This window comes from Aquirufa salirivi, assembly GCF_045310485.1.
GTDB classification, from domain to species: Bacteria; Bacteroidota; Bacteroidia; order Cytophagales; family Spirosomataceae; genus Aquirufa; species Aquirufa salirivi.
On sequence record NZ_JBEWZH010000001.1, the window covers coordinates 79,242 to 97,838 of the forward strand.

Consider the following 18,597-nt stretch of genomic DNA (forward strand, 5'->3'; position numbering starts at 1 on the left):
GTATATTTTATTACATTTACATCACATAGCAAACAAAGCATGTCGAAAGCAGCACGAACAAAGCAATTTATCATTGAAAAAACTGCCCCCATATTCAATACAAAGGGATATGCTGGTACGTCTATCAATGATTTAACTTTTGCCACGGGTTTAACGAAGGGGAGTATTTATGGAAATTTTGACAATAAAGACGAAGTAGCGTTAGCCGCATTTGATTACAATTTTATGCGGGTTAATCTCTACATAAAAAGTCAAATGGAAACTCAAACTTCCATTATCGGTAAATTATTAGTTTACCCTCAAACCTATAGAAATTTTCTAAAATTACCTTTCCTAGCTGCAGGCTGTCCCATTACGAATACTTCAACCGAAGCGGATGACACGCATCCTCCCTTGAGAAGCAAGGCCACCGCTGCTTTTACCTATTGGAGAAAAACATTAGAATTCCTCATTAACAAAGGAATATCAGAAGGTGAAATCAAATCTGATCTTCAAGTTCAAGAATTTATATCCGTGCTTACTTCTTTGATTCAAGGCAGTTTTATGCAAACTAAAGTAACTGGAAACCTTAATGCTTTGTATGATTCGATGGACTTCCTAGAAAAATTGATCCGAAACATAAAAGCATAAACAAAAAATTTACCTAAAAATATACCGAATGGTATAAAAAATACAATCTTATGAACTATGTCCTTATAATCCATGAAGTAGCCGATTACACATCATGGAAAAAGCAATTTGACCAAGCCGCTGACATAAGAAAAGCAGCTGGGGAAATATCGTTTCAAGTATTACAATTCCAACATGAGCCAAACAAGGTTGTTCATTTTTCACATTGGGATGATGTAGAAAAGGCTAAGTCATTTTTCAACTCCCCAGAAGTCAAGCAAATCCGACTAGATGCTGGTGTTAAAACTCCGGAGTTCAATTACCTCAACCTAGTAGATTCTGGCATTCTCTAATGCTCATTTCTTTTGTCTCACATTAACTATAGAAGAACATGGACCCCAACTATTTATCGAGTGTCATCAAGCAATTTGAATATTACAAAATGCTCGCTGAAAAGACCATAGAACAAGTCGATGAACCTGATCTGTTTTGGCAATACAACACGGAAAGCAATAGCATCGCTATCATCATTCAACACCTGAGTGGAAATATGCTTTCCCGCTGGACCGACTTCTTAATTTCAGACGGAGAAAAGGAAGGACGAAATAGGGATCAAGAATTCGACCTTTCCATTCAGGATAAAAAACAGCTCATGGCTAGCTGGAATGCAGGTTGGAATTGTCTATTGACAACCTTAAGTAAACTAAGGGATGATGACTTATCAAAAATCGCATATATACGAAACCAAGGTCATACGGTTACAGAAGCGATTAATCGCCAACTAGCCCATTATCCTTACCATATAGGTCAAATCGTTTTCATAGGTAAAATGCTTCGTGATGAACAATGGAAATCCTTATCCATTCCGAAGGGGAATTCTGGGCAGTATAACGCCCAAAAATTTGCACTAGAAAAGAGTCAAGTTCACTTTACAGAAGAATACCTCCAACAGCTTAATACAGGCAAATATCAAATTGCCAATACAAACATGCAACAAGAAAAATGGTTTGAGAGACATTTTCAATTTGGAAATACGCAGCAAATTTTCCCATCCATACTTGAACGACTCAGTGGAACATCCATTCGCTTAGAGGATAAACTTGCAGGAGTGTCTGAAAAAACACTTACATGGTCAGAAAATAGCTCTTGGAGTATCAAAGAAAACATTGGCCACTTGATTGACCTGGAACCACTGTGGCAAGGAAGAATTGAGGATATATTGAGCGGCCAAACCGAATTACGTTATACTGATTTAGACAATACTCCAACACATACAGCCAATCACGATGCCACTTCCATCCAGGAATTACTAAACTCTTTTAAGAAATGTCGACTGGAAACAATACAAATACTACAAACACTACAATCTGAAAATCTGTTACTATCGGCTCTTCATCCTAGATTAAAAATACCGATGAACCTACAAGACCATTTATTATTTGTGGCAGATCACGACGACCACCATTTAGCTACTATAAGCCAATTACTATACAAGACACAATAAAAACACATGAATACGAATCAAAAAACAAGAATTGCCATAGCAGGAATTGGTGGTATAGGTGGATACATAGGAGGGAAATTAGCCTACCATTATCAAAATAGTGAAAACGTTGAAATCCTATTTATTTCACGAGGAGAAACCAAAAAGGCTATTGACCAACAAGGACTTACGCTGCATTCTGGTGATCAAACATATAACTGTGTCCCAAGCGTTAATTCTGATGATCCAGTTCTCATTGGTCAAATAGATGCCTTAATTATCTGTACCAAAAGCTATTCGACCACCTCGATTTTAAAAGAATATGCCAGGTGTTTACAACCGAATGCTGTCATAATCACCACTCAAAACACGGTTAATGGTCAAGCAAGCTTAGCCGATTTATTGCCCAAAGGAATTAGCCTATTGGAAGGCTGTATTTTCATAGCTTCCAACATCCTACAAGCTGGCATCATTGAACACAAACCTGGACCGACCAAATTGTTTTTTGGCACGAATAATCTAGCAAGTAAGCAAGGGGAAGCTTTTGAAAAATTGCTCCAAGAGGCTGGAATAGACACAACATTCACACAAAATATTCAAGAAATTCTATGGAAAAAATTTCTGTTTGTATCTCCCATAGCTATTGTTTCGGCATTAACTCAGCTGACATTCTCCCAAATACTTGAAAACGAAATACACGTAACAAGATTCATTCAACTTACATCAGAATTGATTCAGTTAGCTCAAGTAAAACATATTCCTTTGGATGAAAATGCCATCAATAACAATGTTGAGCTACTCAGAAAATTCAATCCAACAGTTAAGTCTTCATTCCAACTTGATTTGGCGAAAGGGAACTTATCTGAAATTGACTCACTTATTTCTTATGTTTTAACAGAAGCTGCAACACATGCACTGAAACTCCCATATTATGAAACGGCATTTATAGAATTATGCTTAAAATACCCACATATAAATGCCCAAATCGACCCATTATAAACTTTTACTCTTACGAATAAAAATCTAAGAAAATGATTAGGGCAAATAATAAAATAATAATGACATGACTAAGACACCTAGCAGTACCTATATTATTCGATTTAATGATTGTGATTTATTAGGGCACTTAAATAATTCGAGATACCTCGACTATTTCATGAATGCTCGAGAAGATCATTTAAGAGACTTTTACCAAGTTGATTTGACATCCTACTTTAATAAGGGCCTAGGTTGGGTTGTAAGTGGACATGAAATCGCCTACATCAAACCCGCTTTCTACAATGAAGTTGTTTGCATTCAATCAAGTCTGCTTTATGCAGATTCTGAGCTTTTATTTTTAGAAACCATCATGATGAATGAAAGTCAAAGTCATTTAAAAGCCATTATGCGTACGAAATTGATCCCCATCAGTACACAAACGGGTAAGAAAAGTCAGCATCCCTCTGACTTTTTGAACTGGGCCAAATCCATTGAAAATGAAGCTATCAATCACGAGGAGAATTTACCTATACGACTTAAACACTTACTCAGTTCGTTTAAAGCCAAATTAATCCCATTTCCTAACGAACTCCCCGACTAAGTTAAACCCACTTGAAATTGAATTTGGGATATTTTGAATTAGGCAACAAAAAATTGGAAGAAACTTGATACTTTTATTTCTAGAATAACATCTTATCAACAAAAAATGAAGACTTCCCTATTCTTTTTCTTGGTATTTACCCTATTGGGTCCTTACTTAATGTTAGCACAATCTCCCAAGTTATATCCGAATGATTATTTGAGTCCAGAGTTCCATGCCAGCAGAAGAGCGGCATTAAAAGAAAAACTTTCAGAAAAGGGAATGGCTGTCTTTTTCGCTTCTCAAGTTCGGGTACGCAATAATGATATTACCTATCAATATGCCCAAAGTAAAAACTTCTATTATCTAACGGGTTTAGATGAGCCTAATGCTGTTTTATTCCTATTCAAAAACCCAGTTAAGCTTTTAGGCAAAACAGGAACCGAATTTATTTTCCTCCAAAATCGTGATCCATTAAAAGAGCTATGGACAGGCAAGATTTTGGGAGTAGATGGATACAAGGAGAAAAGTAAGATGGACCATGTCTTTACAAATGATAAACTGAATGCTTCTACCCTTCCTTTTGCCCAAATTGATTCCGTCTATTCGCTCTATCGTGATGAAGGGATTTTTGGGAAATATGAAAGAAGAGAGGAGCCTTTAACGAAGATGGCCAACTTGTTGGATAGCCTCGTGATAGCTCATAATAAACCTATTGCTCAAAGGAGCACGTTAGGAATCCTCAGTAAATTGAGGGGAATCAAACTTCCTGAGGAAATTGCCTTAATTAAAAAAGCAGCTGAAATCAGTGCCTTAGGACATAATGATGTGATGCGAGCCATTAAACCAGGTATGAAAGAATTTCAGGCTCAGGCCATCATGGAATACCACTTCAAAAACCAAGGATCTGAATACACGGGTTATCCAAGTATTAACGGTGCCGCGGGTAATGCTTGTGTCTTACATTATATTACCAATCAAAAAGAAATTCAAGCAGGTGAATTATTGCTGAGTGATTGCGCGGCGGAGTACCATGGTTACAGTGCCGATGTCACCAGAACGGTTCCTGCCAATGGTAAATTCAGTGAAGCACAAAAACAGATTTATGAAATTGTACTTCAGGCTCAAGATGCAGGTATCGCTGCTTGCAAAGCTGGCTTGCCCTTTTCAGGTGTAGATGCCGCCTCAAGAGCTGTAGTAAATGCGGGATTAATCAAGCTGGGCATTGCTGCTAATGAAAAAGAGGCTAGAAAATATTTCCCTCATGGTACTTCCCACCATTTGGGCTTGGATGTGCATGATATGGGACCAAGAACCTTGGAAGCAGGCGTGGTATTAACCGTAGAACCAGGTATTTATATTCCAGCAGGAAGCAATTGTGATAAAAAATGGTGGGATATTGGGGTAAGAATTGAAGATGATATTTTAGTCACTCAGGATACACCGATCAACTTATCTGCGGGCTCCCCAAGAACCGTGGCCGAGATTGAAAAATTGACCAAAGGAAAAAGCATATTTAAATAAAAAAAATGGAAATTGTCAGCAAAGCATTCATTGGACTCGTGGCCTTAGAGCATCTGTATATCTTGTATTTAGAGATGTTTGCTTGGGAAACATTGGGCAAAAAAACATTCAAAGGGGCTTTGGCCTCAGAATTGTTTAAGCCTACCAAGGGATTGGCGGCTAATCAAGGTTTATACAATGGTTTTTTAGCGGCAGGATTAATTTGGTCATTATGTATCTCGGATCCTATTTGGTCGAAAAACATTGGGATGTTTTTCCTTGGCTGTGTGTCGGTGGCTGGACTTTTTGGCGCCATGTATAGTCGGGCAATCTTTTTCAAACAGGCTTTACCTGCCTTGATTAGCTTGATTTGTGCTTATCTTTTTTTATAAAGATTAAACACCATGTAAGGCAATTATTAACAAAGAAAGGGGCTAATTGCCCCTTTCTCTCTACATGCTAATCAGCTTATTCTTTGATACGTTTGGCTTTTGCTTCAAACATACCTCCCATAATATCTCCTTTCAAATTATCCTCATCTACTTTGGTTAATGATAATGTGATATCCATACCTTGGGCTTGGAAAAAAACTAAAATCTGATTTTCCTTTTCTTCTACACTAGCCACCATATCTTCATTTTGTCCCTTGGGGTCTTTCAAAATGGCTTTTAATGTACCTTCAACACGCTTAATCTCACTAATCATTTTTGCATCTCCATTGGGAGTACCAATCACGACTACTTCCCACTTGCCTGCAAAAAAATCAGGAGCTAGGGTCGATTTAGAAAAACTTTGAAAGCTTAAAAGGAAAGCTAACACAGCAAAAAACATACTTACTTTTTTCATTGGTTGGATTATTTAGATGTAACAATTATTTTAATTTAAATTCAATGCCATTGACAATCATGAGTGAATTTGTTCCCGGATTGGGATTCACAAATACGAAATAAATAGGGTGCAATCCATTCGTCAATTGTCCCGTGTTTCCTACTGGAATCTTATACGTAATCTTGGGATCAATCTTGGCGGTAGCTTCAATAAATGGAGACTCTCCAATGATCTGACCAGAAGGACTATCCAAGCGAAGTTCAATTTTTCCTCCCATGGTATTAAACTGTCCTAATGGGGCCATGGCCGCCACCTGTATGTGATCTATATGTTGCAAATCAATTGCATCAAGTCGCATAAATGCCCCTGATTTACCTGCAATAACCAAATTTCTACCTCCTGCAGCGACTTTATTCATGTCACTATATTCATCAAAATCATGTACATCGACCTTGGTGTTTTTCAGTACTAAGCTTTTTTCTACTCGGGTAGAACCCAATCCTTTGGCTCCCTTATCTTCATAAGCTGCCCGAATAATATAGACGCCTTTATATTTATTATAAACGGATAACTCATCCTTATAAGAGCCTTTCAAAGGAAGATTGGCCTTATCGGCTTTGACATCTAAACTGTTCAACATATACTTCACCATTTCAGCAGCATCTGCCTTCGACAATTGCGGATGGCCGGCCATCGACGCTTCTCCCCAAACACCACTTCCTCCCGAAATAACCTTTTTGGACAATTTATCAATCGCATCAGCTTGATCCTTATATTTAGTAGCTACCTCTTTCCATGTAGGCCCTACCGACTTTTTATCTTTACTATGACAAGCTGCACAGTCGCTTGCATCCATTAACTTTTTGCCAATGGAAAGCAGAGCCTTATTATCTGCAGAACGATGCCCTTGGGCAACTGCGTTTTGATCATAGCCCTCAGCTAAATAGTCGACTGTTAATACCACTCGATTAGAATCTATCCCTTTCCCTAATACCCCATCCTCTTTATCCTTGACATCTACTTGGTAATGAAAGGGCTTTTCTGGAGCATAAAAAGTCGTATTGCTATTTGGTAAGGTCAGCTTCAAATCCGGCAAAGCATTTCCCGCAGAGATTTCCATCGTCTGCGTACTTATTCCTCCTTTAGCGTCATTAGCCTGAAGTTTTACCGTATAAATACCTGCCTTGCTTAGTGTCACATTAAAATCTGGAGATTGACTCTTTTTCACAAATCCATTCTTAGAGCGAATTTCCCAAGTAAAGCTAAGCGCATCATTATCGGCATCCACGGTTCCCTTTGAACTTAATTTTAACTGTACTGGCAGAGCACCTCCCGTTTGATTCGTCAATAGATTAACCTGAGGCTTACGATTTCCCCCATTGTATTCAATACGAATTAAACGAGCATCTTTATTGGCAGCAAACCAGCCAGCACCATACTCCAGCATATACAAATCTCCATTTTCAGCAAATTCCATATCCATCGGATTACTGAATTTATAGCTTGGCATAAAGCGCTCCATCGATACATACTGGCCTTGTTTATCCATGGTGACAGCCATAATGAATCCACGCATCCATTCATAAATCAACAATTTACCGTCATAATAAGCTGGAAAAGCTCGATTGGCCTGAGCAAACTCACTGGAATAAAATACAGGTCCAGCCATGGCATTTCTACCTCCTGTACCCATCAATGGGAATTCTTTGGAGCTGGCATAAGGATACCAAATAAAAGCCTTTTCGGCAGGAGGTAATACTTTTAATCCTGTATTATTAGGGGAGGTATTCACGGGTGCCTTAGGATCCCACAAGGATAGTGATTTCTTGTTTTCAAAATCATATTTAAAATATGGCTTGTTATCTCCTACAAAATAAGGCCAGCCAAAATTTCCTGCTTTTCTGGCTTGACCAACCTCATCAAAACCTTCCGGCCCACGGGCAGAGTCCGACTTAGAGGCATCAGGGCCTACTTCACCCCAATAAAGGAAGTTAGTTTTAGCATCTACCGAAATTCTAAAGGGATTACGGTGACCCATGGTGTAAATTTCTGGGCGAGTGTTAGGTGTTCCAACAGGGAATAAATTCCCGTCAGGAATGGTATAAGTTCCATCTGTTTGCAGTTTAATTCGGATAATTTTTCCTCGCAAATCATTGGTATTAGAAGATGATTTCTGTGCATCCCATGGCGCTCTGTTAGGTCTTTCATCACTTGGACTATAGCCATTTGATCCATGAGGATTGGTATTATCACCCGTCGATAAATACAAATTCCCTTGCTTATCCCAGGTAATAGATCCTCCCGTGTGATTGGCTTCTTGTCGCTGTGCAGGAATTTCCAATATGACCTTTTTAGAAGCTTGTACTAATTCATCTCCCTTCAATTCAAAGCGCGCTAACACATGCTTTGGCTCTTTCAAATCCGCATAAAAAAGGTAAATCCAATGGTTCTGAGCAAAATTAGGATCTTTGCTTAAACCTAATAAACCATCTTCTCCTACGGATTCTTTCCCATCCTTGGCAAAGCTTTTCAAATTCACTGGAATTTTAGCAACGGTCTTTAATTCATTGGTTTTGGTATGATACACACGCAATTCCCCTTTGCGCTGAATAAATAAGATACGCCCATCTGGCAATACACTCAATTCCATCGGTTCATCCAATCCTTCTTTCAAAACCACTTTGGAAAAGCGATTTTCCTCAGGTCTTGACTTCTTGAAATCCAAACTTATGGGTGAATCCCAGTGAGTCACATATTGTAAGCCTGCCCAAATATGATTCATTACCAACGGTTCTGCAAAAGATTCATTGGTATGACCCATAGCGGTATAAAAAGAACGACCACCGTCATATTCCTGATACCATGACATGGGGTGATAATCTGGATTTTTACCCCCTTGGTAGCTCTTATCATCTAAGGATAATACGACATTTATCTTAGAAGAAATATCTTTGAAAGAATAAAACTCGTCACTTCGCTCAAACTCATCTGGCATGCCTTGGGTAGCCCAATGGTTTTTCTTTTCCACTCTAAATTTCCCTTTCTGTACATTGCTAGGCTGCATGGGATGCATCAAAAAATAAGCTCCCGCTAATTTCCCGTACCATGGCCAGCCATATTCTGTATCCGTAGCCGCATGAATTCCCAAATATCCCCCGCCTGCTTGAATATATCGCTCAAATGAATTTTGCTGGTCTAAATTCAATACATCTCCCGTAGTACTTAAAAATACCACTGCTTGAAAGCTCTTTAAATTTGACTCAACAAATTGATTGGCATCTTCTGTAAATACCACTTGAAAACCCTTGTCTTTTGACATTTTTAACAATGCCTCTTTACCGGCTGGAATAGATTCATGTCTGAAAGAAGCTGTTTTACTAAATACCAAAACATTGATTTTCTTTTGTCCAAAAATAGGCGCATATACCCAAAATAGACAAATTAAGCCCAATAAGTATGATTTTTTACTACGAATCATGATAAAATTATCTTTATTTTGTGCCCAAATATAGAAACAATTTTTATATTGTCTATTTTTTAGACAATAATTTCTTATTTTTGATATAAGAATGTATCAACCTATGTCTGAAAGCTATAAAGGATTAAGTACCCAAAATTATATCGCCCAATTGTCGATTGATTGTGTCATTTTTGGTTACCAAAATGGGACATTGAAAGTATTGGTGCCCAAACTGAACTTCCAAGGTGATTTCTGGGGATTACCTAGTGGATTTATCTACCAAGAGGAAGATGTGGACCAAGCGGCCAAACGCATACTGGAAGACAGAACTCAGATGAAGGACATTTATCTGGAGCAATTTCATGTATTCGGTAATGCCAATCGAAACAATGCTGAATTCATGAGTTCTCTCTTGGTACAAAACCCTCAATTACAAGGATCTAAGGAAGAATACGACTGGTTTGTTCGTCGGTTCGTATCCATTGGCTACTATGCCTTGGTGGACATCAAAAAAGTAAAACCACAAACCACCCCCATCGATGAGAAAATGGAATGGGTCGATATCAATCAGCTGCCGAATTTGTTGCTGGATGGAAAGGAGATCATTGCCAAGGCACTTCAAGCTTTACGGGCTAATTTTGATGATCATTTGGTGGGGTATAATCTCTTAACTGAAACTTTTACGATGAAAGAGCTACAAAAATTATACGAAACGATTTTCGATAAACCTTTCCGCAGAAACAATTTCCAAAAAATGATGCTGGATTTAAACATGCTCGATCGATTAGAAAAACAATTTACTGGCGCGGCCAACAAAGCTCCTTATTTGTATAAATTCAAAGAAATTTGATACCATCCTTCATTTTCTCTGGCTACCATTACAAGCTTTTCCGTTAAATAAACATTAAGTCGCCCAATTTTACTTCTTTGGCCAACTAACCTTAATACCAATAAGGATAGTCCTTTCATTTTCAATATCAATATTTGCATCAAATCAAGAATATGTTTTACAAAACATATACATTGTATACTTTTAATTCAATAATACGCCAACTCATTAATTCGATTATATATGAATTTACGCACCCAATGGATCTTACTAGTTCTACTACTCCAATCCACTCTAACTTATTCGCAACAAGTTTCTTCTGACATTTTACAAAAACGTTGGCAAGCCAATTGGATTGGTGTTCCTAATACAAGTCCAGATGGATATGGCGTTTACATGTTCAGAAAAACCATTGACCTAAATACCAAACCCCAATCATTCATCATTCACGTTTCAGGAGATAATCGATATAAACTGTATATCAATGAAAAAATCGTTTCCATGGGACCAGCTCGTGGTGATTTAGCCCACTGGAATTTTGAAACAGTAGACATTGCTCCCTATTTGAAATCGGGTAAAAACATCCTGGCTGCCCAAGTTTGGAATGAAGGTGAGTTTAGGCCAGAGGCACAAATTACCTACAGAACTGGTTTTATCTTACAAGGTGCGAGTAGCAACGAGGCCATAGCTAACACCAATAATACTTGGCTGTGTGAAAAAGACAATAGCTACAATCCTATTCGATTTAACGTAAGGGCATATTATGTGGCAGGTGCAGGTGAATTAAGAAACTTGAATGCGCAAACCAAATCTTGGCAAAGTGATCAATTTGATGATTCCCAATGGCAAAAAGCAAGACCTATTTTCCCCGGTTCTCCTAAAAATCAATTGGGCCAATTCGGTACCATGAGTGGTTGGATGCTTGTACCATCTCAAATTCCCCAAATGGAATTAAAAGAAGAGCGCTTGAAAAAACTTGTTCACAAAGAAGGCTCCATTGAAGTTCCTGCCAACTTTCCTGAAAAAAAGAATGACCTAGTGATACCTGCAAATAGTACCGTTAAACTCATTCTAGATCAATCATATTTGACAAATGCTTATCCACAAATAGTTTTCAGCGGAGGCAAAGGAGCCTCCATCGCCTTAGCTTATGCAGAATCCTTATTTAATGCTTCGTCTTCAAAAGGAAATAGAAATGAGGTAGCAGGAAAAAGATTCATTGGACGTACGGATAGTCTTTTGGTAGATGGATCTAGCAATCAAACATTTACTACCTTGACTTACAGAACCTATCGCTATGTTCAGGTGAAGGTCACTACTCAAAATGAGCCATTAACCATTCAGGACATATATAGCCAATTCACAGCTTATCCATTTCAATTAAATGCAAGTTTAACTTCTTCCAATACCGAAATCAGTAAAATTCTGGAAATTGGATGGAGAACGGCTCGTTTATGCGCCTATGAAACCTATATGGATTGTCCCTATTATGAACAATTGCAATACATCGGTGATGGTCGAATTCAAGCATTAATTTCATTATACAACAGTGGCGATGATCGCTTGTTTAAAAATGCCTTGAATTTAATTGATTACTCTCGACAGCCAGAAGGTGTCACCTTTAGTCGACACCCCTCATTTACTCCTCAGTACATCCCAACCTTTTCTTTTTGGTACATTGGTATGTTGCAAGATTACGCGCGCTATGGAAAAGATGCCAATTTTGTCAAGCAGAAATTAGGTGGTGTACGTCAGATTTTGGAATATTTCAAAAACTATCAGCAAGCAGATGGTTCATTAAAAAATGTCCCGCAATGGATGTTTACCGACTGGGTGGATAATGCCAAAGATTGGCGTGCAGGAATGGGCCCAATGAGTCCCAATGGAACATCGGCTGTATTAGATTTTCAATTATTGTGGGCTTATCAAGTTGCCTCCGATTTGGAAACAAAACTAGGAAATAAGGCATTGGCATTGGACTATCAGCTTTTAATTGATCAACTAAAAAATACGATTCGTCAAAAATATTGGGTAAAAGAGAAAAATCTATTTGCTGACCGTGAAGAAAAAGATACTTTTTCTCAGCATACCAACTCCTTTGCAATTTTAACGGGATTGACCCAAGGAGAAGAGATTAAAGCAGTAGCAGATCAATTACTTCATAATTCCACCTTAGCCCCTGCTTCGATCTATTTCAAGTATTATTTACATCAAGCTTTAATCAAGGCAGGATACGGAAATGATTATTTGTCATGGTTGGATAAGTGGCGAGAAAACATCCAAATGGGATTAACTACTTGGGCAGAAACTTCAGACGTAGATAAGACCCGATCAGATTGCCATGCTTGGGGTTCCAGTCCAAACATCGAATTTTACCGAACTACACTAGGAATAGATAGCGATGGAATCAGTTTTTCAAAAGTAAAGATTGAACCTCATTTGGGTGCATTAACCCAAGTAAATGGTAAGATTCCACATCCCAACGGAGAAATTTCGGTCGACTATCAATTGATTCAAAATCAATGGAAAATACAAATTAACCTTCCTAATACAATCACGGGCAGTTTCGTTTGGAAAGGAAGAAAAATTCAACTTAAAGAAGGTGTAAACACATTCAAACTATGACCAATAGACGCAAATTTTTAGCCCAAATATCCTTGGCGACAGCTGGAGTGAGCTTTTTACCAAGCTACTTACAGGCTAGATCTACGATTTTTTCTGGAGCCTCTTTAGTTGAAGAATTCGTCCCAGCTGAAACCACCTATGGCAAAATTAAGGGCTTCCGAACAGAGGGAGTCAACATCTTCAAAGGTATCCCCTATGCGGGTCGGATTTCGGGCGACAGACGTTTCCGAAGACCAGCACCTTTAGAGCCTTGGACAGGGGTGAAAGACACGCTGACCTTAGGTGCACCTGCCATTCAGGCACCTCGTAGAAACGAGCCTGCGCCATCGGAAGATTGCTTATTTTTAAATGTGTGGACACCAGCCAACGACAATAAGAAGCGACCTGTGATGTTTTATAATCATGGTGGAGGTTTTGTGATTGGATCGGGAGGTTCTGCTAGTCAGGATGGAGCCAATTTAGCCCGCCATTTTGATGTGGTGGTAGTAGAAACCAACCACCGACTGGGATTGATGGGCTTTTTGTATTTAGAACAATTGGCTGGGGCTGATTATGAAGGTTCAGGAAATAATGGCATGTTGGATATAGTGGATGGCTTGAAATGGGTACATGACAACATTTCCCAATTTGGAGGAGACCCTAATAATGTCATGATCTGGGGCGAATCAGGTGGAGGAGCTAAAACATCCTGTTTATATGCCATGCCATCAGCAGCTCCCTATTTCAATAAAGCATCCATAGAAAGTGGACCAGGCCTTAGGATGATGGACAAAGAAACGGCGCATGAAAACACCTTACAATTATTGAAAGAGTTCAATATCTCCACCCAAGATTGGAAAAAACTATTGGACATTCCTGCGGCAGATTTACTAGCCATGCAAGCGAAACTTCCTCTTGTTCCACATTTCCAAGAAAAGAACAAGGCCAGCGCTGCAGGTTTGATGCGTCGAAATGCGGGAGGTTTTGGCCCAGTGGTAGATGGAAAAGTATTACCGTATCATCCTTTTGACCCGAGCGCCCCCGCCATTTCAAAAAATAAGCCATTGTTGGTCGGTTGGAATGAAGATGAATACACCTTTTTTGCTTGGGAAAGAAAAGATACGGAATCCTTTAAAATGGATTTTGAGGCCTTGGCAAACAAGTTAGAACCTCAATACAAAAAGGATACCGCCAAGATTATCGACACCTATCGGAAAGCGAATCCATCGGCTACAGCGCCCGATATTTTTGTGGCTATTTCATCCATCACCATGATGGGATTAGGTTCGGTTGAAATTGCGGAAAAGAAAGTGAAGCAGAATGGAGCACCGGTATATTTATACAATTTTGGCTATAAATCAGAAGTGAAAATCCCGGGAACTGACTATGCCATGGGAACGCCTCATGCCATGGACATTTCCTTTAAGTTCAATAATGAAACGGCCAATAAGGCAAGTTTCTTTGGAGGTAATCGACCAGAGAAGGCACAAGCATCGCATAATTTTGCTGAATTATGGACCAATTTTGCTAAAACGGGAAAACCTTTTGCGAAGGATGCTCCAGAGTGGAAAGCCTACAATCTAAAGGATAGACCAACCATGCGCATTGATTCAAAATTGGAAGTGATTCATGACCGATTCAAGCAGGAATTAAGCATTTGGAGAGAATTGGGGAAATTGTCCTAAAGAATAAAAATATAATCAGTTTATGAATTACAAAGCCCCAGGATTCTGGGGCTTTTTTTGTGGATATTGAATATATGACAATAAATATGTTTCTAAAATAAGCTATCTTAAGTCCATCAAATTTGATTTTATATGCAAGATTCAGAGATAGAAGATTATCAATACAATAGAATTGTCATAATTGGAAATGGGTTTGATATAGCTTGGGGATTACCTACATCTTACAATGACTTTATTTTAGATTATTTAAAAGACAGCTTTAAAGATTCTATAAAAAATCAAAGACCAAAAGAATCATTTCTAATTACAATCAATCCTAATAGTGTATATAATTTTTCAAAAATCGAAGAATACCTGAATGGCTTCAAAAAGATTTCTGAACTTCTAGAAGACTGTAAACATAAATTCACTTACAACATAAAGAGTGAATTATTACAGTTGATTTTGGAAAAACAGTATAATTTAAATTGGGTAGATATTGAATCTCTATATTTCAACTTATTATTAACTAAAATTGAAGAAGTCAAAAAATTCTCATTAATAAATAGAAATTATTCTAAAATTGAATTACTAAATAATGAATTTGAAGAGCTTTCCTCAGCATTAAAATCATATATTTCAAAAGTAAATTCAAAGTTTATTCCATCATATAATGGCAATAATTTGTATTTACTTAATGACAAAATGATAGAAAAAGATGACTCTAGTAACAATTTAATTATTCATAAAAAGAAACAAATCCCTAACCCTTCTAAAATTCTTTTTTTAAATTTCAACTACACCAATAGCTTAGAAAAAGTTACAAAAAACTTAAGAGCAAAATTTAGTATTGTAAATATTCATGGAGAAGTAGGTTCGCAAGATAACCCAATTATTTTTGGGTACGGAGATGATTCACATCCCAAATACCAAGAAGTTGAGGATGAGGATCACAATCAATCATTAAAACATATTAAATCATTTTATTATTTCAAGTCTAATAATTACCTCAAATTAGACAATTTCATGGCAGATACTAATAAGTATGAAGTTCTTATTGTCGGTCACTCATGTGGATTATCAGATAGAACCCTTCTTAAAACTGTTTTTGAAAATGAAAACTGTATCTCAATTAAAATATTTCACTTTGAAGGCCTAGACGATTATTTTCAAAAAAGCATAGCTGTTTCAAGGCATTTCTCAAATAAACCTAATTTGAGAAAAAAAATAATTCCATTTGATAAGCAAGCAAATATACCTCAATTTAAATTCCAATAATTTTATAAATTAGATACCATAAGTATTAAACAATTTAGTAATACGCTATTATTTCAATCAAATCCCACCCAAATCCTGCTGGATTTTAGCACAAATAGTTTCAGGGATAGATAATTCTCTCATTTGCTGAAGTAGAAAAGGAATGGCTTGTAGAATGTGCTGAATGGACTTTTCGGGAAATTTGATGGCATATTGATCCGCCAAAATCAAGATATCCTGTTTCGTTATCTGATTCCGTTTTTGGTTGACCGACAAGGCTCGATTGGTCTTGAGACGGTTAAGTTTCAAGGAGGCAGAATAGGTCAAATCATAAGCAGGTGCCAAATGCCAACGGTCTTTGTCCGCATCGTAACAAAAGGAATGATTTTTTAAATGATCATCTATATTAAAAAAGACGAGATTAAACACCATTCGTTGAAATAACGCATCGATTTCAGCTTGAGGAATTTTCAAATACAGGGCCAAGTCAAACAAGTTTTCGTAGGTCGACACCGAGCTATCCAGAAAATCCCAACCGGTTAGGCCAGAGGCTGATAGCACATGGATTTTCTTACCAGCCACTCGGTCGAAACGCAATGTCGCAAAATGCTTATCATCAATCAGCTTAGATTCCATCATTTGAATGCCACAGTAGCGAGCAGTCAAATAATATGCATATTCAATCTTAGCTCGGTAATAATCCAAATCCGATGGATCTTCTAGCGTTAATTTGACCAAATAATGATGGTAAGCTTCTGATATTTCTACATCCCCTGGGATGATTTTCTTGGACTTTTTATGCTCAGAAATGAGAATCTTGGGTCTTATACCACCCGCCGAGGTGCCGATTTTAAAAATGGTCAGTAATGCCTCATGATCCAATTTCTCTCCTGATGTACTAGCCTTATTATCGAGTACTTTTTTCAAGACCTCCACCACTTCATCCAAGTGGAAAGTCACACGAGATGGCAAATGGTGGGCCGGCTTAAATTCTAAAGCACCCATTCCCCGATTGGCTAAATAAGTCAATTGTTCCAATGGACCAATTTTTGATATTCCCTGACTCTTGGATTCCATCCACTTATTGAAAAGTAGGTTTCCAAACATATCAGGTAAGGAGTCGGCTATCATCGGTGGCAAACCCCGAAAGGTATTTCCTTCAAATTGCTTAAATACTTGAACGACTTCCGTCTGTTTGAATAAAAGTGGGAATAAATGAGCGAAATGTGTCGATTGAAGAAATTTTGGATGGTACTGAAAATATGCATTCCGATGTTCTTCATCGTATCCTAACTTGCCTATTTCTTTACCCCAGCACCATATTTCGATCAATAATTCCTTTCCCATGACTAGTATAAGGATTTGGGTAATGGGTTGACTGATTTTGTATGAATGTACTGATACAACTCATCCATTTCTTGAAAATGATTTAACACCTTTAATAAGGTTTCTAGAGTGGAGTTTTTGCCAGATTCTAAATGCTGTATGGTTAAGCGCGACAAATTCAATTGTTTCCCCAATTCATCCTGAGATAAACCTTGTCGTTTTCGCAATGATTTACACCATTGGCCCAATTGATCCTTGACATCGCTTACTTTAATTACATTAAATAATATATTATCCATTTTTTGATAATTAAAATATACTAAACAAGATCTATTTGATATAAATGTATAATAAAATTATTAAATAAAATACATGATAAAAATAAATAGTATAATATAATTAACAATTATTGCTAATATAAATTATTTTGTATATTATAATTAACATTTAATACTATAAATTGATAATTAAAATTAAACCTGTTGTAAAACCCAGAATTGGGTATAAGTCAATAATTCATTAACGCGATGAAAAAAGATTTACCAAAGCAGATTTGAGCCTTGAGTCAATATTGATTATCTAACTGTACCAAGTAAAATCCTACATGATTATAAGGAGGAGTTCAGAAACTTGACAGAGGGAGTAACAAAAAAGCCTCAGATTTCTCTGAAGCTTTTTCTAAGTTGGCGGTCCGGACGGGACTCGAACCCGCGACCCCATGCGTGACAGGCATGTATTCTAACCAACTGAACTACCGGACCGTCTTGTAATGTGGCACAAAATTAGCTAATTTATCCTTTCAAACAAATGCCCAAGCAAAAAAAACCTAAAAAATATGTTCCCTCCCGCCTCCTACGAATACCCGAAAACACGCTACTTCGCTGAATATCTGAATTTTGAGTCAACCGAAAATCTATTTGACGTACTCGATAATCAATCAAAAATAATTCAATCCCTCTACCAAAACCTTAGTCCAGACAAATGGGCCTATGCCTATGCTCCCGAAAAATGGACTTTGCAACAGCTTTTAGGTCACCTAGTTGACACCGAACGTATCTTATCCTATCGAACCTTATGCATCAGTCGGGGTGAACAACAATCTCTACCCGGTTTTGATGAAAATACCTATTTAGAAAATGCCCATTATGAAAACCAAAACCCCGATCTAATCCTACAACAATATCAACTAACCCGTCAAGCTACCACTGCCCTATTCCAGTCCTTTTCGCCCGAACAATGGAATACCATGGGTACAGCTAACGGCAATTCCGTATCTGTCCGCGCCATTTCTTGGATGATCGCCGGCCATGAAAAACATCATTTAGGAATTATGAAGGAGCGGTATTCCATGTAGAATGTAGAATGAAGAATGTAGAATTATTGCTTTTTATCTAGTCACTTGCAATATAAAAAATGCCCAATTATCATACATACTTCATAGATTTACTTTTGACTCGACAATTCTACATTCCTCAT

The 18,597-nt window shown here is 37.7% G+C and carries 16 protein-coding genes and 1 tRNA gene; 12 read left to right on the forward strand and 5 right to left on the reverse strand.

Annotated features, from left to right (window positions below; translation table 11 throughout):
- Window positions 1–39 precede the first annotated feature (39 nt).
- The 7 genes from U0R11_RS00270 to U0R11_RS00300 all read left to right on the forward strand — a co-directional run bounded on the left by U0R11_RS00270 (window position 40) and on the right by U0R11_RS00300 (window position 5,545).
- Complete coding sequence (locus U0R11_RS00270; RefSeq protein WP_406749265.1) at window positions 40–630, forward strand: TetR/AcrR family transcriptional regulator; 591 nt, start codon at window positions 40–42, stop codon at window positions 628–630.
- Between the two features lie 50 nt (window positions 631–680).
- Window positions 681–962, forward strand: coding sequence for an antibiotic biosynthesis monooxygenase (locus tag U0R11_RS00275; RefSeq protein ID WP_406749266.1), 282 nt, complete (start codon window positions 681–683; stop codon window positions 960–962).
- Window positions 963–1,000: 38 nt separating this feature from the next.
- Window positions 1,001–2,113: a DinB family protein gene (locus tag U0R11_RS00280; RefSeq protein WP_406749267.1), complete on the forward strand. Its 1,113-nt coding sequence runs from the start codon at window positions 1,001–1,003 to the stop codon at window positions 2,111–2,113.
- 6 nt (window positions 2,114–2,119) lie between these two features.
- Window positions 2,120–3,091: a ketopantoate reductase family protein gene (locus U0R11_RS00285; protein ID WP_406749268.1), complete on the forward strand. Its 972-nt coding sequence runs from the start codon at window positions 2,120–2,122 to the stop codon at window positions 3,089–3,091.
- Between the two features lie 64 nt (window positions 3,092–3,155).
- Window positions 3,156–3,671, forward strand: a complete 516-nt coding sequence (locus tag U0R11_RS00290; protein WP_406749269.1) for an acyl-CoA thioesterase — start codon at window positions 3,156–3,158, stop codon at window positions 3,669–3,671.
- Between the two features lie 105 nt (window positions 3,672–3,776).
- Window positions 3,777–5,174 carry an aminopeptidase P family protein gene (locus U0R11_RS00295; protein WP_406749270.1) on the forward strand — a complete coding sequence of 466 codons (1,398 nt, stop codon included), beginning with the start codon at window positions 3,777–3,779 and terminating at the stop codon, window positions 5,172–5,174.
- 5 nt (window positions 5,175–5,179) lie between these two features.
- Window positions 5,180–5,545 (forward strand): DUF1304 domain-containing protein, encoded by a 366-nt coding sequence (locus U0R11_RS00300; RefSeq protein ID WP_406749271.1) that lies wholly within the window; start codon window positions 5,180–5,182, stop codon window positions 5,543–5,545.
- Window positions 5,546–5,621: 76 nt separating this feature from the next.
- Here the strand turns inward: U0R11_RS00300 and U0R11_RS00305 are convergent, their stop codons facing one another.
- Both U0R11_RS00305 and U0R11_RS00310 read right to left on the reverse strand, forming a co-directional pair.
- On the reverse strand, window positions 5,622–5,999 hold the full coding sequence (locus U0R11_RS00305) for a hypothetical protein (RefSeq protein WP_406749272.1): 378 nt from the start codon (window positions 5,997–5,999) through the stop codon (window positions 5,622–5,624).
- Window positions 6,000–6,024: 25 nt separating this feature from the next.
- Window positions 6,025–9,459 carry a ThuA domain-containing protein gene (locus U0R11_RS00310; RefSeq protein ID WP_406749273.1) on the reverse strand — a complete coding sequence of 1,145 codons (3,435 nt, stop codon included), beginning with the start codon at window positions 9,457–9,459 and terminating at the stop codon, window positions 6,025–6,027.
- A 103-nt stretch (window positions 9,460–9,562) separates the two neighbouring features.
- On the opposite strand from U0R11_RS00310, the gene U0R11_RS00315 reads away from it, so the two are divergent.
- From U0R11_RS00315 to U0R11_RS00330, 4 genes are all read left to right on the forward strand, one after another.
- Window positions 9,563–10,291 (forward strand): NUDIX hydrolase, encoded by a 729-nt coding sequence (locus tag U0R11_RS00315; protein ID WP_406749274.1) that lies wholly within the window; start codon window positions 9,563–9,565, stop codon window positions 10,289–10,291.
- Between the two features lie 222 nt (window positions 10,292–10,513).
- Window positions 10,514–12,895: an alpha-L-rhamnosidase-related protein gene (locus tag U0R11_RS00320; protein WP_406749275.1), complete on the forward strand. Its 2,382-nt coding sequence runs from the start codon at window positions 10,514–10,516 to the stop codon at window positions 12,893–12,895.
- Window positions 12,892–14,559: a carboxylesterase/lipase family protein gene (locus U0R11_RS00325; protein WP_406749276.1), complete on the forward strand. Its 1,668-nt coding sequence runs from the start codon at window positions 12,892–12,894 to the stop codon at window positions 14,557–14,559. Before U0R11_RS00320 ends, U0R11_RS00325 begins: the two co-directional genes overlap by 4 nt.
- Before the next feature lie 132 nt (window positions 14,560–14,691).
- Window positions 14,692–15,816 (forward strand): AbiH family protein, encoded by a 1,125-nt coding sequence (locus U0R11_RS00330; RefSeq protein ID WP_406749277.1) that lies wholly within the window; start codon window positions 14,692–14,694, stop codon window positions 15,814–15,816.
- Window positions 15,817–15,873: 57 nt separating this feature from the next.
- Here U0R11_RS00330 and U0R11_RS00335 read toward each other — a convergent pair whose 3' ends face one another.
- The 3 genes from U0R11_RS00335 to U0R11_RS00345 all read right to left on the reverse strand — a co-directional run bounded on the left by U0R11_RS00335 (window position 15,874) and on the right by U0R11_RS00345 (window position 17,882).
- On the reverse strand, window positions 15,874–17,142 hold the full coding sequence (locus U0R11_RS00335) for a type II toxin-antitoxin system HipA family toxin (RefSeq protein WP_406749278.1): 1,269 nt from the start codon (window positions 17,140–17,142) through the stop codon (window positions 15,874–15,876).
- Window positions 17,143–17,144: 2 nt separating this feature from the next.
- Window positions 17,145–17,420, reverse strand: coding sequence for a helix-turn-helix domain-containing protein (locus U0R11_RS00340; RefSeq protein WP_406749279.1), 276 nt, complete (start codon window positions 17,418–17,420; stop codon window positions 17,145–17,147).
- 385 nt (window positions 17,421–17,805) lie between these two features.
- Window positions 17,806–17,882: transfer RNA gene (locus U0R11_RS00345), tRNA-Asp, on the reverse strand.
- A 74-nt stretch (window positions 17,883–17,956) separates the two neighbouring features.
- Here U0R11_RS00345 and U0R11_RS00350 point away from each other — a divergent pair.
- On the forward strand, window positions 17,957–18,475 hold the full coding sequence (locus U0R11_RS00350) for a DinB family protein (RefSeq protein ID WP_406749280.1): 519 nt from the start codon (window positions 17,957–17,959) through the stop codon (window positions 18,473–18,475).
- The last annotated feature ends 122 nt before the right edge of the window (window positions 18,476–18,597 follow it).